The 24078-nt window shown below is 73.1% G+C and carries 19 protein-coding genes and 2 tRNA genes; 6 read left to right on the top strand and 15 right to left on the bottom strand.

Translation table 11 applies throughout. The annotated features are described in order from the left end of the window. The first annotated feature begins 172 nt into the window (after positions 1-172). Positions 173-3862 carry a S8 family peptidase gene (locus PV341_RS27995; protein ID WP_500359278.1) on the top strand — a complete coding sequence of 1230 codons (3690 nt, stop codon included), beginning with the start codon at positions 173-175 and terminating at the stop codon, positions 3860-3862. A 70-nt stretch (positions 3863-3932) separates the two neighbouring features. Beyond that, positions 3933-4005: transfer RNA gene (locus PV341_RS27990), tRNA-Lys, on the top strand. An 88-nt stretch (positions 4006-4093) separates the two neighbouring features. On the opposite strand, the gene PV341_RS27985 is transcribed toward PV341_RS27990, so the two are convergent. The 5 genes from PV341_RS27985 to ehuB form a co-directional block, all read right to left on the bottom strand. Beyond that, on the bottom strand, positions 4094-4849 hold the full coding sequence (locus PV341_RS27985; protein ID WP_500331431.1) for an IclR family transcriptional regulator: 756 nt from the start codon (positions 4847-4849) through the stop codon (positions 4094-4096). A gap of 214 nt (positions 4850-5063) precedes the next feature. After that, entirely contained in the window at positions 5064-5873 is an 810-nt protein-coding gene (ehuA, locus tag PV341_RS27980; RefSeq protein WP_499512043.1) for an ectoine/hydroxyectoine ABC transporter ATP-binding protein EhuA, read from the bottom strand. After that, positions 5863-6498 carry an ectoine/hydroxyectoine ABC transporter permease subunit EhuD gene (ehuD, locus tag PV341_RS27975; RefSeq protein ID WP_500331429.1) on the bottom strand — a complete coding sequence of 212 codons (636 nt, stop codon included), beginning with the start codon at positions 6496-6498 and terminating at the stop codon, positions 5863-5865. Before ehuD ends, ehuA begins: the two co-directional genes overlap by 11 nt. After that, positions 6498-7175 (bottom strand): ectoine/hydroxyectoine ABC transporter permease subunit EhuC, encoded by a 678-nt coding sequence (gene ehuC / locus PV341_RS27970; RefSeq protein ID WP_500359281.1) that lies wholly within the window; start codon positions 7173-7175, stop codon positions 6498-6500. Before ehuC ends, ehuD begins: the two co-directional genes overlap by 1 nt. 54 nt (positions 7176-7229) lie before the next feature. After that, positions 7230-8147, bottom strand: coding sequence for an ectoine/hydroxyectoine ABC transporter substrate-binding protein EhuB (gene ehuB / locus PV341_RS27965; protein WP_500331427.1), 918 nt, complete (start codon positions 8145-8147; stop codon positions 7230-7232). Positions 8148-8288: 141 nt separating this feature from the next. Here ehuB and PV341_RS27960 point away from each other — a divergent pair, with 141 nt between their 5' ends. Beyond that, on the top strand, positions 8289-9773 hold the full coding sequence (locus PV341_RS27960; protein ID WP_500331425.1) for an NAD-dependent succinate-semialdehyde dehydrogenase: 1485 nt from the start codon (positions 8289-8291) through the stop codon (positions 9771-9773). A 221-nt stretch (positions 9774-9994) separates the two neighbouring features. Here PV341_RS27960 and PV341_RS27955 read toward each other — a convergent pair whose 3' ends face one another. Then, positions 9995-11089, bottom strand: a complete 1095-nt coding sequence (locus PV341_RS27955) for an LLM class flavin-dependent oxidoreductase (RefSeq protein WP_500359277.1) — start codon at positions 11087-11089, stop codon at positions 9995-9997. A 67-nt stretch (positions 11090-11156) separates the two neighbouring features. Further along, the gene (locus PV341_RS27950) at positions 11157-13010 is read right to left on the bottom strand and encodes a putative bifunctional diguanylate cyclase/phosphodiesterase (RefSeq protein WP_500359275.1); all 1854 of its coding nucleotides are present in this window, start codon (positions 13008-13010) and stop codon (positions 11157-11159) included. A 315-nt stretch (positions 13011-13325) separates the two neighbouring features. Between PV341_RS27950 and PV341_RS27945 the strand changes: the two genes are divergently transcribed. Continuing rightward, complete coding sequence (locus PV341_RS27945) at positions 13326-14576, top strand: M6 family metalloprotease domain-containing protein (RefSeq protein ID WP_500331433.1); 1251 nt, start codon at positions 13326-13328, stop codon at positions 14574-14576. 4 nt (positions 14577-14580) lie between these two features. Beyond that, positions 14581-15813: a M6 family metalloprotease domain-containing protein gene (locus PV341_RS27940; RefSeq protein ID WP_500359274.1), complete on the top strand. Its 1233-nt coding sequence runs from the start codon at positions 14581-14583 to the stop codon at positions 15811-15813. Between the two features lie 72 nt (positions 15814-15885). Here the strand turns inward: PV341_RS27940 and PV341_RS27935 are convergent. The 7 genes from PV341_RS27935 to PV341_RS27905 all read right to left on the bottom strand — a co-directional run bounded on the left by PV341_RS27935 (position 15886) and on the right by PV341_RS27905 (position 22050). Continuing rightward, positions 15886-15958: transfer RNA gene (locus PV341_RS27935), tRNA-Lys, on the bottom strand. Between the two features lie 53 nt (positions 15959-16011). After that, positions 16012-16560, bottom strand: a complete 549-nt coding sequence (locus tag PV341_RS27930) for a bifunctional DNA primase/polymerase (protein WP_500331418.1) — start codon at positions 16558-16560, stop codon at positions 16012-16014. 112 nt (positions 16561-16672) lie between these two features. Then, positions 16673-17044, bottom strand: coding sequence for a DUF8844 domain-containing protein (locus PV341_RS27925; protein WP_499512035.1), 372 nt, complete (start codon positions 17042-17044; stop codon positions 16673-16675). Between the two features lie 76 nt (positions 17045-17120). Further along, positions 17121-18446, bottom strand: a complete 1326-nt coding sequence (locus PV341_RS27920) for an AAA domain-containing protein (RefSeq protein WP_500331416.1) — start codon at positions 18444-18446, stop codon at positions 17121-17123. Beyond that, a complete protein-coding gene (locus PV341_RS27915; protein WP_500331414.1) occupies positions 18443-20002 on the bottom strand; it encodes a hypothetical protein in 1560 nt (519 codons plus the stop codon). Before PV341_RS27915 ends, PV341_RS27920 begins: the two co-directional genes overlap by 4 nt. Further along, entirely contained in the window at positions 19993-21018 is a 1026-nt protein-coding gene (locus tag PV341_RS27910; RefSeq protein ID WP_500359280.1) for a hypothetical protein, read from the bottom strand. Before PV341_RS27910 ends, PV341_RS27915 begins: the two co-directional genes overlap by 10 nt. A gap of 147 nt (positions 21019-21165) precedes the next feature. Beyond that, positions 21166-22050 carry a phosphatase PAP2 family protein gene (locus tag PV341_RS27905; RefSeq protein WP_500331411.1) on the bottom strand — a complete coding sequence of 295 codons (885 nt, stop codon included), beginning with the start codon at positions 22048-22050 and terminating at the stop codon, positions 21166-21168. Positions 22051-22306: 256 nt separating this feature from the next. On the opposite strand from PV341_RS27905, the gene PV341_RS27900 reads away from it, so the two are divergent. After that, complete coding sequence (locus PV341_RS27900; protein WP_499512030.1) at positions 22307-22990, top strand: TetR/AcrR family transcriptional regulator; 684 nt, start codon at positions 22307-22309, stop codon at positions 22988-22990. A gap of 93 nt (positions 22991-23083) precedes the next feature. Here the strand turns inward: PV341_RS27900 and PV341_RS27895 are convergent. Beyond that, positions 23084-24078: chitinase (locus tag PV341_RS27895; RefSeq protein ID WP_500359272.1), on the bottom strand; the 995-nt coding region annotated here is incomplete at its 5' end.

Below are 24078 nucleotides of genomic sequence, written 5' to 3'. Positions count from 1 at the left end.
ATACCCGCCTCCTCCTGCACGCGGGCATGCTGAGGGGCCCGGCATACCTCCCCCCTCTTGCCGGGCCCCTCAGCATGCCCGCGTGCAGGAGGAGGCGGGTATCCGCCACGGCGGATTCACGCCGCACGGAAGCGGTGCGCAAGCGGTTGCGGCACCGGTAGACCTCCTGTGCATGACATTCGCCCACCCCCCAAGTGCCCGAGACGCACGACCCGTTCGGGCTGCCCGTCATGCCCTGCTGACCGCGACCGCCACCGCGTGCGCGCTGGTCGGCGGCACCCTCGTGCTGCCCGCCCCGACCGCCGCGGCGGTCCCGGTCAAGGACCCGGCCGCGTCGGTGCCGCGCGCCGCCGCCCACGACATCACCCTCGTCACCGGTGACGTCGTGCACTTCACCGACCGGCCCGGTACCGCGCAGGACACCGTCACCGTGGACCGCCCCGAGGGCGCGACCGGGGGCGTGAAGATCCAGCAGAGCGGCGGCCGCCTCTCAGTGGTCCCCGACGAGGCCGAGGCCCTGCTGACCGCGGGCAGGCTCGACCGCCGGCTGTTCGACGTGACCACGCTGGTGGCGATGGGGTACGACGACACCCGCACCGGCGGGGTCCCGCTGATCGCCACCTATCGGGGCGGCGTGACGGCACCCGCGGGCAGCACGGTCGAGCGCCGTCTGCCCAGCATCGACGGTGCCGCGCTGCGGGCCGCCAAGGCCACCGCCCGCACCTTCTGGAAGGACGTCGCCGGCACCGCGCCCCGGGCCCGGTCGCTGGACGGGGGCGTCGAGAAGCTGTGGCTGGACGGCCGGGTGGAGGCCGACCTCGCGGAGTCCGTGCCGCAGATCAACGCCCCGCAGGCGTGGGCGGAGGGCTACGACGGCACCGGGCGGAAGGTCGCCGTGCTCGACACCGGCGTGGACGACACCCACCCGGACCTCAAGGGGCGGATAGCCGCCGAGCGGAGCTTCGTACCGGACCAGGCGGTCGCCGACGGCAACGGCCACGGCACGCACGTCGCGTCCACGGTCGCGGGCGACGGCTCGACCTACCGAGGCGTCGCGCCCGGCGCCGAACTGCTGGTGGGCAAGGTGCTCTCCGACGAGGGCTACGGCGAGGACTCCTGGATCATCGCGGGCATGGAGTGGGCGAAGGCCCAGGGCGCCGACGTGGTGAGCATGAGCCTCGGCTCCCAGGTGCCGGACGACGGGACCAGCCCCATGGCCCAGGCCGTCGACACGCTGTCCGCCGACGGTGGGCCGCTCTTCGTCATCGCGGCGGGCAACTCCTACGGGGAGTTCACCATCGGGGCGCCCGGCTCGGCCGCGTCCGCCCTGACGGTCGCCTCCGTCACCAAGTCCGACGAGCGCTCGGACTTCTCCAGCATGGGCCCGCTGACCGGCAGTTACGGCCTCAAGCCGGACATCTCCGCGCCCGGTTCCGACATCACCGCCGCCAAGCCCGGCGGCGGGTACCAGACGATGTCCGGGACCTCGATGGCCACCCCGCACGTCGCCGGGGCGGCGGCCGTCCTCAAGCAGCGCCACCCCGACTGGTCCGGGCGGCAGCTGAAGGACGCGCTGATGAGCTCGTCCACGCCGCTCACCGGCTACACCCCCTACCAGCAGGGCACCGGCCGGGTGGACGTGCTGAAGGCCGTCGACGGCACGGTCCAGGCCACCGGTTCCGTCGCGACCGCCTTCTACGACTGGCCGCACGGCGCCGACGACCCGGTCGCCACCCGCACCGTCACCTACCGCAACACCGGCACGGAGGGCGTCACCCTCGACCTGGCGACCGACGCCGACGCGGCCGCCTACACGCTCTCGGCGCCGTCGGTCACGGTTCCCGCCGGGGGCACCGCCGACGTCACGCTGCGCCTCGACCCGTCCGCGGTGGAACCCGCCACGACCTTCTCCGGCCAGGTCCTGGCCACCGACCGGGCCACCGGCACCCTCGTGGCGCACACCGGTTTCGCCCTGGTCAAGGAGCAGGAACTCTACGACTACACGGTCGAGCTGAAGGACCGGGACGGCAAGCCCGCCTCCGGCACGGTGTACCTGGGCGTGGAGAACGACTTCTACCAGTACCAGTACGCCGTCGACGGCCGGCGCACCCTGCGCCTGCCCCCGGGCACGTACACCGCGTACACCTACATGGACGTCCCGGGCGACGAGCCGGACTCGCTGGGCCTGGCCTTCCTGTCCGCGCCGCGTACGGTGCTGGACGAGCCGGCCACCGTCTCGCTCGACGCGAGCAGGGCGCGGACGATCAGTGCGTCCGTGCCCAAGGACACGGCGGACACGCAGCGGCAGATGGACTTCGCGGTGGTCTCCGCCGCCGGCGGGGTCGTCCGCAGCGGCTACCAGGTGCCCCTGAAGTACGACACGCTGTGGGCCCAGCCGACCGGCAAGGTCACCGGCGCCTCCATGAGCTTCTCCACCCGCTGGCGGCTGGCCGAGAAGCAGGTCGCCGTCGACTCCGTGGACGACCTCGTCGTCCAGGCCGGCAGCACCCTGCGGGAGGGCAGGCGCGAGCTCGCCACGGTGTACGCGGGCCACGGCGCGGCCGCCGACTACGCCGGACTGGACGCGAAGGGCAAGGCCGTCGTGGTGGACCGCTCCGACGCGGTCGCCCCGGCCGACCGCGCGGCCGCGGCGGTGGCCGCCGGTGCCGCCCTGCTGATCGTCGTCAACGACGGCGACGGCAGGCTCAGCGAGTACTACGGCGAGGCCGCCGGGCTGCCCGTCGTCTCCGCCATGCGCGGCGACCGCGAGCGCGTCCTGCGCAAGAGGGTCACCGTCACCCAGCGCGCCCACGGCCGCTTCCTGTACGACCTGGTCTCCCAGCACGACGGCGCCATCCCGGACCGCTCCCTGGCCTACGCCCCGGACCCGGACCGCGACCTCGCCCGGGTCGAAGCCACTTACTACGGCCGGACGAAGGCCCCGGGCGGTGGCTTCCGCTACAACATCCCCTCCTACGGCCCCGGCTTCGGCTTCGGCGAGCGCGAGAGCTACCCCTCGCTGCGCACCGAGTGGCTGACCCCGCTGCGCGGCGCGGCCTTCTGGTACGAGGACCACTCCGTCCTCGGCCCGCAGGACGAGACCCTGCAGGAGATGCGCAGCGGCAACGACCGCGTGACGGCCGGCCGTCACTACCGCACCGAGTGGTTCGCCCCCGTCCAGCGCCCGCGCCTCGGCCAGGGCTTCTGGGGCCCCAGCCGTGACGCCGCCGGTGGCCTGCAGTTCAACATCACGCCGTGGACGGACTCGGGCGCCGGCCACTCCGGATCCATGCCGGACGACGAGTACGACACCGGCACCATCGCGCTGTACCAGGGCGACACGCTGCTGCGGAAGTCCGCCGGCCGGGCGCTGTACCTCTTCGACCCGGTCCCCGCGCAGACCCTGCCGTACCGCCTCGTCCTGGACGCCTCGCGCGACGCCGGCCGCTGGCGCACCTCGGTGCGCAGCCGTACGGAGTGGGGCTTCCGCTCCGGCGCGGTCCCGGACGGCGTCTGGGAGCAGGACATCGAGCTGCTCCAGCTGGACTACGACGTCACCACGGACCTCGCCGGCGACGTGCGGGCCGGCGCCAAGGTGCCGCTCGGCCTGTCCGCCGCCACCCAGGAGTGGCTCGACGACGTGACGCGGGCCACGTCCGCGACGCTGTCCGTGTCGTACGACGACGGGAGGACCTGGCGGCCCGTGCCCCTGCGGCGTGCCGCCGGCGGCACCGGCCACTGGTCGGCCGAGCTGCGAACTCCCCGTACCCCGGGCGGGTTCGTGTCCCTGCGGGCCACGGCCTCCGACGGCCGGGGCGGCACGGTGGAGCAGGAGGTCGTCCGGGCGTTCGGCCTGAGCTGATCCGGTCCGGTACGGGGTCGGAGGGAGCGGTCATGAGCACCCCCTCCGACCCCGTATGATTGTCCTGCACGCGCCGCTAGCTCAACTGGCAGAGCAGCTGACTCTTAATCAGCGGGTTCGGGGTTCGAGTCCCTGGCGGCGCACAGCGAGAGGGCGCCCCTCCTTCGGGAGGGGCGCCCTTCGTCGTGTTCCGGTGGGCGTCATGCCTCGTGCGCCGGACGGCCCCGGGCCTCAGAGGGCCAGTGACAGCAGCACCGGCGCCGCGCGTTCGTTGAGGGTGTCGGCCGCGCCCTTGAGGCGGTGGGCCTGGGTGACGGGGAGGGAGAGGGCGAGGCAGCCGACCGTCCTGCCGACGGTGATCGGGATGGCGGCGCAGACCGTGCCGATCGCGTACTCCTGCAGGTCCAGGGTGGGAGCGCTGGCCGGCTGGCTCTCCAGCTTGGTCAGCAGCACCTTCTCGCTGATCGTGGTCTTGGAGGTGAGCCGTACCGTCTTGTGCCGGGACAGGTGGTCGCGGCGCCCGTTGTGGTCGAGCTGGGTGAGCAGGCACTTGCCGACCGCGCTGGCGTGGGCGGCGAAGCGGAAGTCCACCCACTCGTTGACCTTGGGTGCTTCCGGGCCGTCCGCGAAGTCGACGATCTTGACCTCGCCGTCGTCGTAACGGCTGAAGTAGACGGCGGCGCCGACCTCGTCGCGCAGCGCCGCCAGGATCTTCTTGATCTTCTCGCCGAGCGCCAGGTCGCGGCTGGCGCTGCCGAGCAGGACCAGCGACTCGCCGACGGCGTAGCCGCCGCCGGGCAGCGCGTTGAGGTAGCGCTCGCGGTTGAGCATGGCGAGGAGTTGGCCGAGATAGCCGATGGGTACTCCGATCTCACGGGCGAGCTGCTCGGCGGTGACGCCGTTCCTGTGCTTGTCCACGGTCTCCAGCACGCGCAGTGCGTGCTGGACCGCGTAGACCGGCGCGACCTGTCGGTGCTCAAGCGCCACGGTGTCCCCCTACAGGTGTGACCGTTTGCGTCCTTGCTGTAGCTAGTGGTCACGGCTGCCGGGCACGACAGCGAGCCCGGCAGCTGGGCCGGATTCCACGATAGCCTCAATGCGGTTTGCAGTAGAGCCCGTTGAAGCTTTATGTGGGCGGCCGCAGGCGTATACGCAGGAACGGGCCACTCTGGCATATGCCAACGGCACGGCCCACTTTTCCTCAGAGCACCGCACCGAGGAATTCCCGGGTCCTGTGGTGCTCCGGGGAGCCGAAAATGCGCTCCGGCGGACCCGACTCGACGACCCGTCCGCCGTCGAACATCAGTACGCGGTCCGAGACGTCCCGGGCGAACCCCATCTCGTGGGTGACGCAGAGCAAGGTGATGTCCGTGCTGCGGGCGACGTCCCTGAGCACGTCCAGCACCCCGGCCACCAGTTCGGGGTCGAGCGCCGAGGTCACCTCGTCCAGCAGCAGGATGTCGGGCCGCATCGCCAGCGCGCGGGCGATGGCCACCCGCTGCTGCTGGCCGCCGGAGAGCCGGGTGGGGTGGGCGTCCTGCTTGTCGGCCAGGCCCACCAGCTCCAGCAGCCCGCGGGCGCGCTCGGCGGCCTCGTCCCGGTCCAGGCCGAGGACGTGCACCGGGGCCTCGGTGACGTTGTCCAGCACCTTCATGTTCGGGAAGAGGTTGAAGTGCTGGAACACCATGCCGATCCGGCGGCGCGTGCCGCGCAGGTGCCTCTCGTCGGCCGGCACGAGCCGGCCGCCGCGGCCCGGCATGTGCGAGAAGGGCTCGCCGTCCACGTGGATGACGCCCTCGGTGGGCCGCTCCAGGGTCATCAGCAGCCGCAGGATGGTCGTCTTGCCCGAACCGCTCGGGCCGATCAGGGTGACGCGCTCACCGCGCCGGACCTCCAGGTCGAGGTGGTCCAGCACGGTGTTGTCCCCGTACCGCTTGACCACCTGGTCGAAGCGGACGGCGGGCGCCGCCGGGCCGGACTTGGCGGGGGTGGGGGACTCGTCAGTGAGCAAGGCGCTTCTCCAGCTTCCGCATGAGGACCGAGGTGGGGCAGCTCGCGACCAGGAAGATCACGGCGGCGATGGTGAACGCCTCCAGGTAGGCGAAGTGGTCACTGCCGAAACGATTCGCCTCGTGCACCATCTCGTCGACGGTGATGACCGACAGGAACGGTGTCTCCTTGAACATCGAGATCACGTAGTTGCCGAGGGCCGGCACGATCTTCCGCACCGCCTGCGGCAGCACCACGGCGGACCAGGTGCGCGCCCGCGGCAGCGACAGCGCGACCGCCGCCTCCCACTGCCCCCTCGGCACCGCCTCGATGCCCGCCCGGTACACCTCCGAGGTGTACGTCGCGTAGTGCACGCCCAGCACGGTGATGCCGATCACCAGCGGGTCCAGTCCCGGGACCAGCACCCACACCGCGAAGAGCTGGATCATCACCGGAGTGGAGCGCACGAACTCCACGACCGCCCGCAGCGGCAGCGTCACCCAGCGGCTGGGGGTGCGCCGCAGCACCGCGATGCCCAGACCCAGCGTGACGGCGAGCAGCGAGCCGAGCACCGTGGCCAGCAGGGTGATCCCGAAGCCGTGCAGGATCAGCGGCAGGCCCTCGCGGGCCGTCTCCCAGTCCCACATCAGACCCGACCTCCCGCCGGCTGTCCGAGCCGCGCCTTGGCCACGGCCTCCAGGCCGTTCATGGCCAGTGTCAGCGCGTACGCGAGGACGAAGTAGATCACCAGGAGCAGCAGGTACGCCGTCGCGGTGTCGCCCGTCGTCGAACGGAGCTGGTCCATCTGGAAGGTGACGTCCGAAATGGTGATCAGCGACATCAGCGGGGTGCACTTCAGCAACTGGATCAGCAGGTTGTTGAACGGCGGGATCATCTGCGGCCAGGCCTGCGGCAGGACGACCAGGCGCATCCGCTGCCACGGCGTCATGCTCAGCGCGACGGCCGCCTCCCGCTGCCCGCGGGGCACGGCGTCCAGGGCGCCCCGGACGACCTCCGAGCCGTACGCCCCGTAGTTGAGCCCGAAGGCGACCACGGCGCAGGCGAGCGGCACGAGCTTGAAGCCGAGGATCGGCAGCGCGAAGAACAGCCAGAACAGCTGGACGTACAGCGAGGTGCCGCGGAAGAACTCCACGACCACCCGGGAGGTCCCGCGCACGGGCATCCGCCGCGAGCGCGCCATGAAGCCGAGGACGAAGGCGATCAGCAGCGCGAGCGCCGCGCCGAGGACGGTGGCCTGCACGGTGACCCACAGACCCGCGCCCACACTGGGCAGCGAGTGCGTGAACTGCGTGAAGCCGGACATGGATTCACCGGCGAGGTCACCGGCGGGGAAGGGGTACGAGGACAAGGCGCCGCCTCACGCCGCGCACAGCTGCGCCGTGCGCAGCGTCGCCGGCGGGACCTCCGCCTTGGTGAAGCCGTACTTCCCGATGAGGGACGTGTAGCGGCCGGGGTCGGCGGTGATCTTCTTGAGTTCCTTGTTGAACGCGTCGCGCAGGTTCGTCGCGTCCCGCCGGAACACCGCGCCGCCCGGGCTGTACTGCTTGCGGCCGCCGACCACCGGCAGGAAGGGGTCGAGCACCTCCACCGCGGCGCCCTTGTTGGTGCGGGCCAGCCAGCGCAGCGAGATCCCGGTCAGCGCGAAGGCGTCGATCCGGCCGGCGAGCAGTGCGTCCACCCCGTCCTGCTGCTTGGCCAGGGACTTCACCGAGGTCAGCGGCACCCCGGCGGCATCCGCGTAGTCCGCCTCGACCGCCGCGCTCAGCACGCCGACGGTGACCTTCTGGCGGGCGCAGGACACCAGGTCGCTCAGCCCCTTGGGGTTGCCCGCGCGGACCATCAGGGCGGTCGGCGAGACGAACTCCGGCTCCGAGAAGATCACCTTCTGGCAGCGGTCGGGCGTGATCGCCATCCCGGCGCTGACCACGTCGAAGCGGTCGGCCGTCAGGCCCGGTATGAGCGCGCCGAAGTCGGTGAGCGTGGGCCGCAGTTCCGGCACCCCGAGCGCCGTGAAGATCTCCCGGTGGAGGGTGGGCGCCTCGCCGGACAGCTCGTCGCCGTCCCGGTACCCGTACGGCGCCTCGCCCGCGAAGCCGACCCGCACGTACCCCTGCTTCCTCAGCTTGGCCAGCAGGTCCCCGTCGCCGGTGGGCGCGCCGGTGCCGGCCTGCGTACGGCTGCACGCCGCCAGCAGCCCGGGGACCGCCACGAGACCGCCGACGCCTGCGGTACGGGAGAGGAAACCCCTGCGGGACAGGGGACTGCGCTCGGACATGGACCAGACCTCCGGTAGTTCGCTTCCGTGCGGTGCGGTGACCGCACGAGGGCCGCGCCTACCCCGGCGCACAGGGGGCATTCATGCGAATCTGGTGGGGTACCCGATGTACGGAACGTCCGCGGGAGGCAGGGAGCTGCCATGAGCGACAGCACCGAAGGGAACGGCAAGCGCGAGCAACTGGTCGTGGAGCGGGTGCCGAAGGCACTGCTCGTCGGCGGCCGCTGGCGGCCTGCGAGCGACGGGCGCGAGTACGAGGTGGAGGACCCGTCCACCGCGCGACCGCTGTGCGCCGTGCCGGACGCCGGGGCCGAGGACGCCAAGGCCGCGATGGACGCCGCGGCCGCCGCGCAGGAGGGATGGGCGGCCACGGCGCCGCGTGAGCGCGGGGAGATCCTGCGCCGGGCCTTCGAGCTCATCGTGGAGCGGCAGCAGGAACTCGCCCTCCTGATGACCCTGGAGATGGGCAAGCCGGTCGCCGAGTCCCGCAGCGAGATCCTCTACGCCGCCGAGTTCTTCCGCTGGTTCTCCGAGGAGGCGGTGCGCATCGAGGGCGGCTGGCGCACCGCGCCCGACGGCAACGGCCGGATCTGGGTGATGCGCCAGCCCGTGGGCCCGGCGCTGCTGATCACCCCGTGGAATTTCCCCATGGCCATGGGCACCCGCAAGATCGGCCCCGCCGTCGCCGCCGGCTGCACCATGATCGTCAAGCCGGCCCACCAGACGCCGCTGTCCATGCTCGCCCTCGCCGAGATCCTCGGCCAGGCCGGGTTGCCGGACGGCGTGCTCAACGTCCTCACCACCTCGCACCCCGCGGAGATCAGCGGCCCCCTGACGGAGGACCCGCGGCTGCGCAAGCTCTCGTTCACCGGTTCCACGGGCGTCGGGCAGAAGCTCATCGAGCTCAGCGCGCGACAGGTGCTGCGCACCTCCATGGAGCTGGGCGGCAACGCCCCCCTCATCGTCTGCCGGGACGCGGACCTGGAGAAGGCCGTGGAGGGCGCGGCCATCGCCAAGATGCGCAACATCGGGGAGGCCTGTACGGCGGCCAACCGGATCTACGTCCACCGCGACATGGCCGAGGCCTTCACCGGGCGCCTCGCCGAGAAGCTGGGCTCCATGGTCGTCGGCCGCGGCACCGAGCCCGGCACCCAGGTCGGCCCGCTCATCGACGGCGCGGGCCTGGACAAGGTGGACCGCCTCGTGCAGGACGCCGTCTCGGCCGGGGCCCGCGCGGTCACCGGCGGCGCCCCGCTCTCGAACCGCCCCGGGTACTTCTACCCGCCCACCGTGCTGGCCGACGTGCCGCCGGACGCGGCGATGCTCCGGGAGGAGATCTTCGGGCCGGTCGCGCCGGTCGTCACCTTCGAGGACGACGACGAGGCGATCCGGCTGGCCAACGACACCGTGTACGGCCTGGTCGGCTACGTCTTCACGGAGAGCCTGCGGCGCGGCATCCGCTACGCCGAGGAACTGGAGACGGGCATGCTCGGCCTGAACAAGGGCGTCGTCTCCACCCCCGCGGCGCCCTTCGGCGGCGTCAAGCAGTCCGGGACCGGCCGCGAGGGGGGCGCCGTGGGGATCGACGAGTACCTGGAGACGAAGTACGTGGCGGTGGACGTCTAGGCCGTGTCGTCAAATGATCGCCGGCCGCCCGAAGGGCGGGCCCAGCGGCGTCTGGTGCGGTGCATCGCAAGGCGGAGAGTTGTCCTCGTAGTGGGCTACTCGGACGATTCGACAACGTAGCGTGGGGGCACCCCCGGCCGAAGGCTGGGGGAGTGCCGTACCAGGCGTCGCTGGGCAGGCGGGCATTTGACGACACGGCCTAGGGCCCGGACCCCGCGGGGTCAGGCGCCGCCGGGCAGGCCGTACGCGTCGGCGATGAGCTCGTAGGAGCGCAGCCGCGCGGCGGGGGTGTGGGCGTTGGCCGTGATCATCAGCTCCTGCGCACCCGTGCGCCGCACCAGCGCGTCCAGGCCGTCCCGGACCGCGTCCGCCGTGCCGTGCACCACGTTGCCGAGCCAGGCGTCCACGAAGTCCCGCTCGGCCGGGCTGAACTCGTACGCCTCCGCCTCCTCCGGGGTGGGCACCAGACCGGGGCGTCCCATGCGCAGCCGCAGCATGGCCAGGGCGCCGCTGAGCACCTGCCGGCGGGCGTCCTTCTCCTCGTCCGCCGCCAGCGCCGCGACGCCGATCAGCGCGTACGGCTCGTCCAGCACCTCCGAGGGCCGGAAGGACCTGCGGTACAGCTCCAGCGCCGGTTCGGTGTTCGCCGCGGAGAAGTGGTGCGCGAAGGCGAAGGGCAGCCCGAGGACCGCGGCCATCCGGGCGCTGAAGGTGCTGGAGCCGAGCAGCCAGATCGACGGCCGCGCGGCGGACTGCACGCCGCCCGGAACGGTGCCCTGCACGGGACCGGGGATGGCGTGGATCCGGGCGTAGGGGTGGCCGTCGGGGAAGTCGTCGTCCAGGAAGCGGATGAGTTCGGACAACTGCTGCGGGAACTCGTCGGCGCCCTCGTTCAGCCGGTCGGTGCGGCGCAGCGCGGCGGCGGTGGCGCCGTCCGTGCCCGGGGCGCGGCCGAGGCCGAGGTCGATCCGGCCCGGCGCCAGGGCCTCCAGGGTGCCGAACTGCTCGGCGATGACCAGCGGCGCGTGGTTGGGCAGCATGACGCCGCCGGAGCCGAGGCGTATGCGCTCGGTGTGGGCGGCGAGGTGGGCGAGGATCACGGCGGGGGAGGAGGACGCGACCCCGGGCATCGAGTGGTGCTCGGCGACCCAGTAGCGGTGGTAGCCGCGGGCCTCGGCGAGCCGGGCCAGCGCGACACCGGCGGCGAGGGCGTCCCCCGCGGTCAGTCCGCTGCCGACGCCCGCCAGGTCGAGGACGGAGAGCGGGACGGGTGCGCTGCCGAGGGTGGTGCCTCGTACCGGGTCGTTCGTGTCCACGTTCCTGCGTCGCCTCCTGCGGCCGGTTCCTCGTCTACGGCAACGAGCAACCGGAGACCGGCTGCGGCTATTCCCCGGGGCCGGAACCGGGGGCCGGGCCGTAGCCGCGCAGCGTGGCGATCCCCTCGGGCGGCACGGGCCGCGAGTACAGCCAGCCCTGCCCGGTGTCGCAGCCGATCCGGCGCAGCCGCTCCGCCTGCTCGGCGTTCTCCACGCACTCGGCGGTGACCGTCAGGCCGAGCCGGTGGGCGAGCTGCACCAGCGCCTCGACGATCGTCTCGTCGGCCGGGTTGGGGTGCAGGCCGTCGCGGAAGCCGTGCACGAAGCTGCCGTCGAGCTTGAGCGCGGAGACCGGCAGCCGGCTGAGGTAGGCGAGGTTGGAGTAGCCGGTGCCGAAGTCGTCGATGGCGATGCGCACGCCCATCTCCTGCAGGGCGTGCAGCGCCTGCAGGGGCCGTCCGGCCGAGCCCATCACCGCCGACTCGGTGAGCTCCAGTTGCAGCAGCCCGGCCGGCAGCCCGGTGTCGTCCAGGATCTCCGCGACGTCGGCGACCAGGTCGGAGTCCCAGACCTGGCGCACGGCGACGTTGACGCTGACGAAGATCGGGTCGTCGGGCCAGTCCTTCTGCCACTGCCGCGCCTGGCGGCACGATTCGGCGAGCACCCAGCGGCCGAGCTGGACGATGGAGCCGTTCTCCTCCGCCAGCGGGATGAACCGGTTCGGCCCGAGCAGCCCGAAGTGCGGGTGCTGCCAGCGCACCAGGGCCTCCACCCCGCGCAGGCTGCCGCTGCCGAGCTCCACCAGGGGCTGGTACTCCAGCGTGAACTCCCCGCGCTCCACGGCCTGCCGCAGGGTGCTGGACAGCGCCTGCTTGGTCATCCGGTGGGCGTTGCGCTCGGGGTCGAAGAGCGTCCAGCGGGCCTTGCCGTCGGCCTTGGCCCAGTACAGCGTGGTGTCGGCGGCCTGCATGATGCCGGTGGCGGTGGCCCCGGCGGCCTCGCGCTCGACGACGCCGATGCTCGCCGAGACCGCCAGCCGCTGCCCGGCGAGGTCGAACGGCAGCTGCAGCGCGGTCAGTACGGATTCGGCGAGCCCGGTGGCCTGCCCGGTGCCGGTGGAGTCCTCGACGAGGACGGCGAACTCGTCGCCGCCCAGCCGGGCGACGAGCGTCCCGCTGCGCCCGAGCCGGCCCGCGCAGTCCGACAGCCGTCCGGCGACGGCCTTGAGCAGCCGGTCGCCGACCCGGTGGCCGAGGGTGTCGTTGATGGCCTTGAAGCCGTCGAGGTCGAGGTAGCACAGGCCGATCCGGCCGGTGCGGCTGTCGGCGCCCTCCAGCGCGGTGGCGAGGCGCTCGAAGAACAACTGCCGGTTGGGGAGCCGGGTGACCGGGTCGTGCATCCGCAAGTGCCTTAGCTGCTCGCGCAGTTCACGGGTCTCGCCCAGGTCCTCGACGGACAGCAGGACGCCGCCGGGCACGGGCACCACGACGACCTCGGCCCAGACCGTGCTCCCGTCCGGTCCGCGGACGGGTCTGGTGCGGCGCAACTCCCCGCGCCGGCCGGTCAGCACGTCCTCGTACTCGGCGTACTCCGGGCTCTCCCCGAGCGGGGGGACCTCGCCGCCGGCGCCGGTGAGGCCGACCAGCTCCGCCGCGGTGCGGGCGGTGAGCAGCACCGGGTCCGCGCCGAGCAGCGCGCCGAGCGCCGGATTGGCCTCGCGCACCCGGCCGTCGGGACCGACCAGGGCCATCGGCAGCCGGGCGACGTTGAAGGCGGCGCGGTAGTCGCGCACCTCCGAGGCCGGACGTTCCGGGGCTGACCGTTCCGGGGCCGAAGCGTGACGTTGAGTGACCGTCGTGGCCGCCGCCTCGGGCTCGAGGTCCGGGCTTCCCGAGGGTCCGCCCACCGCTTGCTCCCGCATAGGTGTCGTCTCGCACACATGGTCGTGGAGGAATCGAATGACCGCCAAGAGGCGGCGTTCATGCTGGAAATGTGCCGATCATAGACGTTGGGGAATTGCCGCGGCCACCGCCGTCGTGGTGATTCTCGGCACGTGGGATGCGATCTTGATCATTTGTGATTGGCCGCTGAATTCCATTGATCGCTTTTCGTCACTCATTACGCACTGTAGTGATCGGACGGTAACCCGGGCGGCGCAGCACAACAGGGCAAAACATAGCAAACCGTAGCAGCGTGATGTGGGTGTCCCGACCCCGTACGGGAGGTCCACGTGCCGCTGTCAGGGCTACCCAAACGTGCGCATCGGCGCTTCCGCCGGCGCGTCCGCGGGCATGCCCCCGACGGGCTCCGGGCGGCCGTCGCCGCCGTCAGCGTCTTCGCGGCCGTCGTCGCGTGGACGCTGGTCACCGGCCCCGCGGCCGGGGGCTCCGACTCCTCGCTGTGCGCCCTGCCGCGGACCCGGGCACACCACTCCGAGGGCGTCAGCGCCTGGAACACCGCCTACCCGCGGGCCCGTGGCGACGTTGACGCGCTGATGGTGTTCCTGGCGTTCCCCGACGCCGCCCCCACCATCAGCCCCGGCGAACTGGCGGCCGATCACTTCCCGGCCACCGCCGACTTCTTCGCCCGGGCCTCGTACGGCACCTTCCGGCTGCGGCCGCGCATCCTGCCGCACTGGCTGCGCATGCCCGCGGCGTCCACGGCGTACGGCATCGGCCGGGACTGGAGCCCCGCCCTGCGCGCCCGCTACCTGCGGGACGCCGTGGTGGCGGCCGACCGGGAGGTGGACTTCTCCCGGTACGGGGTCGTCTACCTGGTGGCCGACCCCGACGCGCCCGGCGTCGACCCGGACGCCACCAAGGTGGTCAACCTGGGCAGACCGGTCCGTGTCGACGGTGCGGACCTGCACCGCTTCGTCACCGTCTTCGAGGGCCACCCGCCGGACGTCAACGTGCTCGCCCACGAGACCGGGCACGCCTTCGACCTGCCCGACCTCTACTACCGGCCGCCCCAGGGCAGCAACGCCGACTGGGACACCCACGTCGGCGACTGGGACCTCATGGGCAGTCAGTTCGGGCTGGCCCCGGACTTCTTCGCCTGGCACAAGTGGAAGCTGGGCTGGCTCGGGCGCTCGCAGGTCCGCTGCGTCACCGAGGGCGGCACCCACACCTTCCGCCTGAGCCCCGTCGAGCAGCGCGGCGGCACCAAGCTGCTGGTGCTGCCCGCGGGCCTGGACGGAGCCGTCGCCATCGAGGCCCGCGCCGCCCTCGGCAACGACCGCCTCAGCTGCGGCCAGGGCGTCCTGATGTACCGCGTCCGGGCCGACGTGTCGTCAGGCGACGGCCCCGTGGACGTCATCGACGGCCACCCGGGCAGCGGCGACTGCTGGGAGTCCTCGGTGTACCCGCCGCTCGCCGACGCGCCGCTGCGCAGCGGGGAGACGTACGCCCTCGGCCGCTCGGCGCACGTCCACGTGGCGGACCGCCACTCCGACGGGTCCTGGACCGTCCAGGTCACCCAGGGCTGAGCCGATGCGAGGACCCCGGGCGCTCGCGGTCCTGGCATCGGTGCTCCTCTTCGCGGCCGGCAGCACCGCCGCCACCGAGGGCGCACCCGCAGCGGCCCCGCCGGCCGACCGTCCCTGCGCGCTGCGCGCCGCGCCGGGCGTCACGATGTCCGAGGGCTTCGGGGGCGCGGACGGGAGCGAGTTCGCCCGCGCCACCGGCGAGGTGCGGGCGCTCACCCTGCTCGTCGACTTCCCGGACAAGCCCGCCCCGTACAGCGCCGCCGAGCGCTACCGCGAGTTCTTCCCCGCCGTGCGGCACTGGTTCTACCGCGCCTCGTACGGGAAGCTGCGCTACGTCTCCACGCCGGTGCTGCGCTACATCCGCATGCCGAAGCCCTTCACGTCGTACGGGATAGGGCGCGGCTACGGCTGGCGCACGCACACGGCCATGATGCGGGACCTGCTGCGCGTCGCCGACCGGAAGATCGACTTCTCCGGGTACGACCTGGTCAACGTCCTCGTCACGCCCAACGCCGGGCCGCCCGCCGAACAGGCCGTCCTCTCGGTGACCTGGACCGGCGCCTCGGCCGCCACCACCGACGACGGCACGAGCCTGGACCGGGTCTCCCTGGTCTACGGCCACGACCAGTCCGGCGCGCGGGTGCTCAGCCACGAGAACGGCCATGCCTTCGGGCTGCCCGACCTGTACTCCGTCGAGGACTTCGGGCACACCGACACCCTCGCGGGCCAGTGGGACGGCATGTCCCTGGACTGGGGGCTGCAGGGCGACCTCTTCGCCTGGCACAAGTGGCGCCTGGGCTGGCTCGACGACTGGCAGGTCGTCTGCGTCCGGGACCCGGGCGCCCGCTCGGTGCACCTCACGCCGGTCGAGGTGCCCGGCGGCCGCAAGGTGGCCGTCATCCCCCTCGGCCGGACCCGCGCGTACGTCATCGAGGCGCGCGCCGCCCGCGGCAACGACAGCGAGGCCTGCCGCGAAGGGGTGCTGATCTACCAGGTGCGCACCGACGTCGACTCGGGACACGGACCCATCACCGTCGAGGACGCCCATCCGCGCACCACCGCCTGCGAGTACAGCAGCGCCACCTTCAACGCGCTCAACGACGCGCCGTTCTCCTCCGGCGCACGCTTCACCGACCGCGGCCGCGGCCTCACCGTCGACGTCCTCGGCCGGGACCCGGACGACGAGGGCTGGACGGTGCGGATCACCACCTCGCGCCCCCTGTGGGACGGCCCCTAGGGCCATGGCCCCGACATGACGAAAGGCGCCCTCCCGATGGGAGAGCGCCCAGGTCAACGGCTGTGCCGTGAGTGCGCCGCCAGGGACTCGAACCCCGAACCCGCTGATTAAGAGTCAGCTGCTCTGCCAGTTGAGCTAGCGGCGCTCGCTGACGTCGTAGAGATTAGCATCCGCTTGCGGGCGGGTGAAAATCGATAATCAACCGGCCTCCGCGCGGGCCGCCCGGACGCAGGCCCACAGCAGGACGTCGGCCCCGGGGAGCCAGGGGCGGCGCGTGTCGGGGGCGACCAGCCAGCGGGAGCGCCCGTGGCCGGTGTCGCCGTACGGCGGGGGCAGCGCCACCGAGTCCCCCTCGCCGTGGCAGAGCACCGGCGGCACCGTCAGCCCCCACTCCTCCCAGGTCAGCAGCCCGGGGAGGCGTGCGGCGGTGCCCGGCTCGGCGAGGAGCAGCACCCTGCCGCGGAGCATGGCGGCCGGGCCCGAGCCGGGGCCCGAGGACCACAGCTGCTCCAGGACCCGGCGTCCGAACAGGGCCGGCAGGTTCACCGCATCGAAGGCCGTCCCGCAGGGCAGCACGCTGGGCGCCGTGGGCCGTGCGGACCACAGCGCCCGCACGCTGCGCGGGAAGGCGCTGGCGGAGGCCAGCCAGTCGGCCCCGTCGGGGGTGGGGTACTGCGCGTACGGATATGGGTGGGAGGCGGACTCCGGCACGCCCCCCGGCCATGTGTGCCACTGCCAATCACTCATGACCCATACAACTACCGTGAGTGAACGTTTCGCTACGCGACATCGCTCGAAGGCCGGACACGCCCGCCATGTGTCGGGTACCTTGCCCCGAACGCATATGCCAGGTGCGTCGTCAGGACAGCGCTGCGTCCCCGCCCCGCATCAGGCCCTCGCCGAACTCGATCATCCGCTTGGCGTAGTCCTCCGACCAGCCCGCCTGCGCACCGATGGCGGCGGGGGTCAGCCGGTCGAACCGCTTGGGGTCGGCGAGCTGGGCCGCTGCTATGGCCTGGAACTCCGTCGCCCGGTCCGCGGCCGCGCGGAAGGCGAGGGTGAGCTCCGTGGAACGGGCCAGCAGCTCCCGGGGGTCCTCGATGGACTCCAGGTCGAAGAAGTGCTCCTCGTCCTCGGCCAGGGCGGCGGGCTCGAACAGCAGCTGGGCGGGTTTCAGGCGCGGGGCGGGCTGCTTGCCCGCCGCGCTGTGAGCCGACTGCGGCTCGGACATGAACGTACCTCCAGGATCGTCAGCGCCTTCCATTGTCCCGCTCCGCGCAAGAGTGCCCCGGGCGACGGCCGGCGCGTTACGGCCGCCAGGCCACGCGGTGCTCGGACAGGTGGGCCAGCACGGCGTGGTTGGCCTCCCAGCCGTCCGGGAACTTCACGGTCACCCCGAGCTGGACGGGCTCCGTCGAGGGGTGCTCGTCCAGCAGCTCCGAGACCCCGGCACGGCACACCACGATGCACGCGTGCCGGTGGCGCGAGGCCAGCACGCACAGCCGCCCCGTCTCCAGGTGGAACGCGGTGGCGTCGGGACGCCCCGACAGCGGGTGGAGCACCACGGTGACGTCGAACTCGCGGCCCTGCAGCCGGTTGGCGGTGTCCACGGTGACCCCGGTCACGCCCAGGTCGGCCAGCGCCGCGCGGACCGCCGCCGCCTGGTCGCGGTGGGCGGTGCCCACGGCGATCCGGTCCGGGCCCACCGGGGCGGTGCCCTGCTCGGAGACCGCCACGCCGCCGCGGTCCAGCAGCCGCCGTACGACCAGTGCGACCGCGCGGACCGCCTCGGGGTCGGTCCGCGGGGTGCGCCGTGCGGGCAGCTCCAGCAGGCCCCAGCCGGACGCCGCGGCCTCGTCCACCACCCGGTCCGGGCCCGAGCCGTCACCGGGCACGCCGAAGGAGAGCCGCCGGTCACCGTGGTCGGTGCCGCTGCGGAACGGGGTGTACGGGTAGAAGGCGTCGGAGACCAGCGGCGCGGCGGAGGCCGGCAGCCGCCAGGAGACCGGCAGCCTGTGCTGCGGCAGTCCCGGGTTGTGGGCCAGCAGGGTGACCACCGCGCTCGCCGACGGGTCGTAGCTCAGCCCCGCCCACTGCTCGGCGCCGACCACGCTGAACGGATCCAGCTGGCCCGGGTCGCCGACGAACAGCGCCCGCTCGAACAACCCCGCCACCTGCAGCAGCGCGTCCGAGCGCATCTGGTAGGCCTCGTCGACGATGGCGTGCCGCCAGGGCTCGGTGTCCTTCACGAAGGCCCACTTCGCGGCGGTCGCGATCACCACCTTGGCCCCGGCGAGGTCGGCCGCCTTGCTCGACTTGAGCACGGCCTCGTGGCGGTCGAGCACCGGGTCCGGGGGCGAGTCGCTGCCGTGCAGCCGGCCGATCGGCAGTCCGGGTTCGGCGGTGGCCAGCCGGTCCACCAGGTCGTCCACCTGGGCGTTCGTCTGGGCGACCACCATCAGGGTCTCGCCCGCCGCGACCAGCTCACGGGCGGCGCGCACCACCAGCGTGGACTTGCCCGCGCCGGGCGGCGAGTCCACCACGACGCCGCGGTGCGTCCCGTGCAGGGTGTCGTGCAGGATCCGCTCGGTCGCGGTGCCGGCCGCCCGGGCGGCGTCGCTCACCGGGCTCACAGATAGTCCTCCGTGGTCGCGGGGTCAGGGCTCTCGGCGACGGCGGCCGCGGTCGTGCCCGCGGTCGTGCCGGCGGTCACGCTCGCGGCCGCGGTGCCCGGGGGTCCGCCGTGCGTCCACGGGGTGTCCTCAGGCTCCGGCAGCCCGGCGCCGCCACGCGGCGCGTGCTCGAACAAGGTCCAGCACACCTCGTCCCCTTCCTCCGGCACCGTGCCGGGCTCGGGGACCTTGCCGCGGCCCATGCCGTTCACCACCCGCAGGAGCACCGCACCGGGCCCGGCCCACTCCACGAACTGCGCCTGCTGCGTACGGCCGTCCGTCAGCGCGCGGTAGAGCTTCGCGTCCTCGTCCAGATGCGGCCGGTCCTGTGTGAGGACCGTCACCAGCGGGCGCGGCTTGGGCACCTTGCCCTCGCTCATCGCCATCTCCACCCGGACCACCCGGCCCGCGAAGGCCTCGCCGGCCAGTCGGCGCCCGGCCATCACCAGCGGGTCGTCCAGCGCTTCCTGGGCCTCCAGCCGCACCTGGGCGGTCTCCCGGCCGGCGAGCTTCTGCGCCGCCGACACGGCGTCGTCACGGCGGGGCTGCGGCGGCTCCCCGGCGCGCACGCGGTCCCGGTGGGAGGTGTACGACCAGCGGTCCCGTTTCCAGCGGTCCGCGACGCGGGCGCCCTCGGGCAGCTCGCGCAGCAGGTCCAGTGACCGCCACACCGCGTCCCAGGTGGGGCGCATCTGGGCGGCCAGCAGGCGGGCGATGTCCTCGCCGGCCCCGGTGATCCCGGCGTCATAGCGGGCGGTGGCCGGGGCGAGCACCGTGTTGTCGAAGACCGGGTCCGTCGCGGGGCCGGCCGGCGGGAACGTCAGCAGGCCGTCCGGGCCGCGGTGGGACTCCGCGCGGCGGGCCGCCTCCATGCCCGTCATGCCGTCGGTGGGTTCGATCCAGGCCAGCAGGGCGCCCAGGTGCTGGTCCTCGAGGTTGCTCTGGCCGGTCGCCCAGTGCCGGGTGAGCAGTTCGGTGGCGGACAGCAGCAGCGCGGAGCCGGGGGTGCGGGCGCGTTCCCCGTAGTGGGTGAGCCAGCGGCCGAGCAGCGGCACCCGGGCGGGGACCGGGTGCGGCTCGTCGGGGTCGTCCTCGGCGGTGCGGCGGAAGCGGGTGGAGCGGCCGAGCAGGCGCACGTACTCCACCGCGGGGGTGTTCGCGACCACGATCTGGGGTGCGTCGGCGCAGACCTCCGACTCCTCCCGGTTGCGGGTCGCCGGCTCGGTCTCCGTGTCGTCCGCGTAGGACTCCAGGTAGGGCAGCACGACCTGCGCCAGTTCGGCCAGGAAGGCGAAGCGCAGATCGCGGTCGCGCGGCTGCGGCACCGCCAGCAGCCGGGGCTCGTCCCGGTCGGTGCCGACCAGGGCGCCCAGCGGGGCGCCTACCTCACCCGCGGTGGTCAGCGGGACGAGGACCAGCGGCCGGTCCGACAGATGGCGGTGGCGCACCGTCGCCAGCGGGGTCGCCCGGCCGGTCGCCATGGCCTCCGCGCGGGCCAGCACCGAGATCAGCGACATCCCAGCGCCTCCTCCCGCAGGGCCTGCGCCCGCCGCAGCGCGGCGACCGCGGGATCCGCCGGATCGCCCTCGGTGCCCAGCGCGGCCGCCAGCACCTGCTCCACTTCGGTCAGGGCGCCCAGTTCACCGCGCACGCCGCGGCCGAGGACCTCGACCGCGCCGCAGGCCCGGGCCTGGTCGCGGCAGTGGAAGGACAGCTCGCAACTGGCCAGGCACTCGGGCGCGTACGCCGCGGGCAGCAGGTCCACCGCATCGGCGAGCTCCGCGGCGGGGCGGGTCGCGGTCCGTCCGTCGTCGGTGAGCCGCAGGTCGAAGGTCGTGCCCTCGGGGAGGGCGGCGGCGATCTCCTCGATCCGGGTCAGCCGGGCCAGCTGCCGCCGGGTGACCGCCAGTTGTTTGCGCACGTCGACGAACTCGGCGGCGGGCAGGTTGGAGAAGTCCTTGGGGCACACCAGCAGCACCCGGTGCTCCGGGGTGCCGAACCCCAGCCGCTCCAGCGCCAGGACGTACACGGCGGCCTGGCGGGCCGCCGCGCCGACCTTCACGGCGTCCGCGGAACCGTCCAGGATCGGGAAGGACTTGACCTCCACCACCGTCCACGAGCCGTCCGGCCGCACGGCGATGGCGTCCGGCTCGAGGTAGACCGGGGAGTCGGCGACCTCGAGCACGAGCAGGGGGTGGTCGAGCAGCGTCCACCGGCCCGCCGCGGTCGCCTCCTTGAGCGCGAGGCGGGTACGGGCCACCCGGCCCTCGGGGCCCGGGGCGGACAGATCGGGCAGCACGGCGTCCGCGGTCTCGGGCGCGCCCAGCAGGCGCAGCAGCTCGGCGCACCCCGCGGCCTTCACCCGGGCCTCGAAGGCATGGCCCCGTACGAACGCGAACTGCGACTGCCCGTAGGGCGCGGGGTTGCCCAGGACGCGCGCCACCGCCGCCTTGTCCACCCCGGCGGCGTCCAGCAGCGCCCGGCGGCGGCACCCGGGGTTCGCGGCGAGCGCCGCCAGGGCGCGCGCGTCCATCGGGCGCGGCACGGTCGTCGGGCCGCGCAACGCGGCCAGCCGCTCTCGCAGATCGTGCGTAGTGCTCACCCGGGCAAGTCTCGCACCCCCCACCGACAACGCGGGCCACAATGCGGAGGCCGCGGGTCCGCGACCTCCGCCGGAGGGTCAGCGCCGCGGTTCGACCGCGGTTCCCGGCAGGAACCCCACGTCCGCCGGGGCGACGTCGCGGGAGGTCGCGACGACGGTGGAGGAGGCGGGCCGCGGCGTCGCGAACCGGCTGCGCGCCCCGTCGCGTATGAGGTCCACCACACGCAGCGCGGGCCGCGCCAGCAGGAAGCCGATCCCCATCACGGCGATCCCGGCGAGGGCGTCCAGCAGGTAGTGGTTGGCGGTGCCCATGACCACGAGGGTCGTGCCGAGGGGGTAGAGGACGCCCAGGGCGCGGACGAAGGGCGTGCGGCCATGGCGCCAGAGCATGATGCCGCACCACAGGGACCAGCCGACGTGCAGGCTCGGCATGGCCGCGTACTGGTTGGTCATCCCGCCCAGCCCGCGCGGCGCGCTCGCCTCCGCGCCCCACCAGCCGTACGAACCGTACTGCGCCATGGTGTCGACGAAGCCGTGACCTGCGGCCAGCAGCCGCGGCGGCGCGGTCGGCATGAGCGTGAAGCCGATCAGGCCGACGAGGGTGGACATCAGCAGCCATGTGCGCGCGAAGCGGTAGACGGTCGGCCGCCGGCGCCACAGCCAGACCAGCACCAGTGGGGTGACCAGGTAGTGGAGCGAGGCGTACCAGAAGTCGGCGGGAACACCGAGCGACCGGTAGCGGCTGAAGAGGGAGTTGAGTGAGCGCTCGGGGTCGATGCTGAGCGCGCGTTCCAGGTGGAGTATGGCGATGCCGTGGTCGACAGCCCGGCCCACGTCGCCGCGTACGAGGAGGCGGCCCGCGGTGTAGAGGCCGTAGACCACCGCGATCAGCGGTAGCTCGGTCCACCAGCGGAGCCCGCCCCGGTAGGCGGACGCCCGTGGGGCGGTGGTGCTCATCGTCATCCGGCCGTTCTCCCCCCATCCCATTGAGAGTCGCTTCGATCTACCGTACGACGTACGCTAGGCAACCCGGGCAGCGCCCCCGACTATTCCCTTCACCACCGATTCGTCCTGGATTCACGGAGCCGTGCTCGGGAAGACGTGCGAAAAGACGCCCCGCTTCCTCCCCGGGTTGCCCGGGAACGCGGGAGAATCAAGGAAACCGCTCGACCTTCCGACCGCTCGCGCACGATTCCCCCCGACCGGACACACATCCCTCATGACTGTCACCCCGCCGGCCCGCTCCCCACGGCGCCGCGTCCCCCGCAACACCCTCAACCCCGACCGCATCCTCGACGCCGCGGTCGGGCTCCTCGACCGCCACGGGCCCGAGGCCTTCACCATGCGCGTGCTCGCCCAGGAGCTCGGCGTCGCGACCATGGCCGTCTACTCCCACTTCAAGGGCAAGGACGAGATCATCGACGCGGTCAACGAACGGCTGCTCGCCGAGATCGAGATGCCCCCCGGCTCCGGCGTGCCGCGCGAGCAGCTTATTGAACTCTGTGTCGGTGTGTACCGGCTTTTCAGTGAGCATCCCTCCGCGCTGCAACTGCTGACGAGCCGCCCGCTCCGCGGCGACGAGGCCATCGCCGTCATCGACCGGATGCTCTGCCTGCTGATCACGGCGGGACTGGACCCGCCCGCCGCCGCGCGCGCCCAGGTGGCGCTGATGCAGTACACGGTCGGCGCCGCCCTGTGGGTGGTGCGGCGCAAACGCGCGGAGTGCGAGGAGGCCGAGGCCGGGCTGCGCGAGAGGATCCGCAGCCGGCTCGCCGACCTGCCGCCGGACAGCTACCCCTCGCTCGTGGGGCTGGCCCCCGAACTCGTCGCGGCGCAGCAGTCCGGCCGCGCGCAGTACGAGGCCGGGCTGTCCGCGCTGCTGGACGGCCTGCTCCGCTCCTGAGCGCGGCGCGCACGGGAGCGCCCCGGCCGGGGCGGGGTGTGAACTGCCGGCCGGGGCGCCCGTGTGGGGGGAGGGGGATGGTCGCGTGCGGCCTCAGCCGCCGTAGGACGCGAGGGCCTTGGAGAAGGCGCCCGCCTCCTGGAGGATCGAACTGCACGTCGCGTCGGCGACGTTCTTGGCACCCCCGGGGCACTGCTTGTCCCGCGTGCCCGACCACATCGACAGCCAGCCCAGGCCCTTGGACCGGGCGAAGGTCACCAGCTGCGTCGCGTCGTCGACCCTGAAGACCTCCGTGGTGACGTCGTTCACGCCGATCATCGGGGTGACCGCGACGGCCTTCCAGGCCGCGGCGTCCGACAGCCCCAGCACGCCCTTGAGCTGTCCCTGGGTGGCGGTGGCGGCGTCGATCGCATAGCCGCCCATGTCGCCGCTGAAGGAGGCGCCGTAGTCCATCGCCATGATGTTGACCGCGGTGATCCGCACACCGTGGGACCTGGCGTCCGCCAGCAGGCCGACACCGTCCTGGGTGAGGCCGGTCGGCATCACCGGCAGGGTGTAGGAGATCTCCAGGCCGCTGTGGCTCGCCTGGAGCTGCGAGACGGCCTGCGCCCGGCGGGTGTTGGCGGCCGTGTTGGCGATGGCGCCGCCCTCGACGTCGAAGTCCACCTTGGTGAGCTTGTAGGTGTCGACGACCTTGGCGTACGCCGCGGTCAGCGCGGAGACCGAGGAGCAGGTCGTCGCCAGCTCCGAGCCGGACGCGCCGCCGAAGGAGACCCGTACGTCACCGCCCGCCTTGCGCAGGTCGCCGATCTGGGCCGCGACGCCGTCGTTCGCCAGGTCGCTGACCCCGCCCCACTTGGGCGTGCAGCCGCCGCCGTCGGTGACGAAGGCCAGGTTGTACTGCTTGACGCCGGTCGCCCGGGAGTGGGCGAGCAGGTCGAAGGCCGGGTAGAGCGAGGTGTCGACGTACGGCGCGAAGCCTGCGGAGGACGGCGAGCCGGTGCCCGAGGTCGGACTCGCGGTCGCGGTCGGGGTCGCGGTGGCCGTGGGCGAGGAGGTCTTCGTGGGGGTGGCGGTCGGCGTCCTGG

Source organism: Streptomyces sp. PA03-1a (assembly GCF_033792805.1).
Classification (GTDB): Bacteria; Actinomycetota; Actinomycetes; order Streptomycetales; family Streptomycetaceae; genus Actinacidiphila.
Note: the sequence above shows the minus strand (reverse complement) of the source record. Positions and strands in the feature narration are given on the sequence as shown.

What these genes read in the sequence shown, in the direction of transcription:
- PV341_RS27995 (WP_500359278.1), top strand. Translation starts at nt 173, where the DNA reads ATGACATTCGCCCACCCCCCAAGTGCCCGAGACGCACGACCCGTTCGG.
- ehuD (WP_500331429.1), bottom strand. Translation starts at nt 6,498, where the DNA reads ATGTGGGACTGGGAGACGGCCCGCGAGGGCCTGCCGCTGATCCTGCAC.
- ehuC (WP_500359281.1), bottom strand. Translation starts at nt 7,175, where the DNA reads ATGTCCGGCTTCACGCAGTTCACGCACTCGCTGCCCAGTGTGGGCGCG.
- ehuB (WP_500331427.1), bottom strand. Translation starts at nt 8,147, where the DNA reads ATGTCCGAGCGCAGTCCCCTGTCCCGCAGGGGTTTCCTCTCCCGTACC.
- PV341_RS27960 (WP_500331425.1), top strand. Translation starts at nt 8,289, where the DNA reads ATGAGCGACAGCACCGAAGGGAACGGCAAGCGCGAGCAACTGGTCGTG.
- PV341_RS27950 (WP_500359275.1), bottom strand. Translation starts at nt 13,010, where the DNA reads ATGCGGGAGCAAGCGGTGGGCGGACCCTCGGGAAGCCCGGACCTCGAG.
- PV341_RS27940 (WP_500359274.1), top strand. Translation starts at nt 14,581, where the DNA reads ATGCGAGGACCCCGGGCGCTCGCGGTCCTGGCATCGGTGCTCCTCTTC.
- PV341_RS27930 (WP_500331418.1), bottom strand. Translation starts at nt 16,560, where the DNA reads ATGAGTGATTGGCAGTGGCACACATGGCCGGGGGGCGTGCCGGAGTCC.
- PV341_RS27925 (WP_499512035.1), bottom strand. Translation starts at nt 17,044, where the DNA reads ATGTCCGAGCCGCAGTCGGCTCACAGCGCGGCGGGCAAGCAGCCCGCC.
- PV341_RS27915 (WP_500331414.1), bottom strand. Translation starts at nt 20,002, where the DNA reads ATGTCGCTGATCTCGGTGCTGGCCCGCGCGGAGGCCATGGCGACCGGC.
- PV341_RS27910 (WP_500359280.1), bottom strand. Translation starts at nt 21,018, where the DNA reads ATGGACGCGCGCGCCCTGGCGGCGCTCGCCGCGAACCCCGGGTGCCGC.
- PV341_RS27905 (WP_500331411.1), bottom strand. Translation starts at nt 22,050, where the DNA reads ATGACGATGAGCACCACCGCCCCACGGGCGTCCGCCTACCGGGGCGGG.
- PV341_RS27900 (WP_499512030.1), top strand. Translation starts at nt 22,307, where the DNA reads ATGACTGTCACCCCGCCGGCCCGCTCCCCACGGCGCCGCGTCCCCCGC.